Below are 903 nucleotides of genomic sequence, written 5' to 3'. Positions count from 1 at the left end.
CGCCGGCCGCACCCGCCCCCGGCGCCTCACGCCTGCACCTGGTCACCACCACCCGCCGCGCTCGCCCGCGCCCCTGGGACAACCCGCCCTGGCGCCAGCTCGCCCTGCGCCTGTTCGTCCAGCCCACCGCGGCGCTCGAGCCGAGCCCGCCGGCCCCGCAGGCGCAGCCGGATCTCCGGCCCGCCGCCGCCGTCGCCGTCGCCGTCGCCTGACCCTCACGAGAGGCAAAACCTATGGATCATGACGACTTGATAGATCACACTTCCCGTAGGGAGGTGATCGCCCGTGTACTCCGCCCGCTACGTCGCCAGCGAGGACCGGCCCGACGAGGACGCCACACCGCCGGCACCGGCGCACAGCCCGACCTGTACCGGCTGGACCGGCGTGGACGACCAGGGCCGCCCCCGGCCGTGCCTGACCTGCCGGCCGTGGCTGCGCCGCCGGTCCCGGCGCAGCCGCAGGCCGATCCGGACCACGACCTGCGGCTGACCGAGTCCGCCGGCTCCTGGTCGTGGACCTGCTGGACCTGCGGCACCGGCCGCATCTCCATGCCGACCGCGGCCGCGTGCGTCGCCGACCACGCCGGTATGCACGCCGCCGCCCTCGCCCGCGACCCGACGGGCCCGCTCCCCACCCTGCCCACCACCGCACCGCCGGCCGGCGAGCGGCACGCCTGGACCGTCCTGATCGACCGCGCCGGCCCGACCTACCGGGCCCGGATCGCCGAACAGGTCGAGATCACCGCCGAGGGAGACGAACCCGAGCAGGCACTCATGGGCGTCGCCGTCGCCGTCGCCTGACCCTCACGAGAGGCAAAACCTATGGATCATGACGACTTGATAGATCACACTTCCCGTAGGGAGGTGATCGCCCGTGTACTCCGCCCGCTACGTCGCCAGCGAG

The 903-nt window shown here is 74.2% G+C and carries 2 protein-coding genes; both read left to right on the top strand.

Going from position 1 to position 903, the window contains the following annotated elements; all coding sequences use genetic code 11:
• On the top strand, positions 1 to 212 hold a 212-nt coding region (locus tag AB1460_RS37855; RefSeq protein ID WP_368967399.1), incomplete at its 5' end, for a hypothetical protein.
• 216 nt (positions 213 to 428) lie between these two features.
• Entirely contained in the window at positions 429 to 800 is a 372-nt protein-coding gene (locus AB1460_RS37850; RefSeq protein ID WP_368967398.1) for a hypothetical protein, read from the top strand.
• Positions 801 to 903 lie beyond the last annotated feature (103 nt).

Source organism: Parafrankia sp. FMc2 (assembly GCF_041008525.1).
In the GTDB taxonomy this organism is placed as follows: Bacteria; Actinomycetota; Actinomycetes; order Frankiales; family Frankiaceae; genus Parafrankia.
This window is presented reverse-complemented; position numbering and strand designations above follow the sequence as displayed.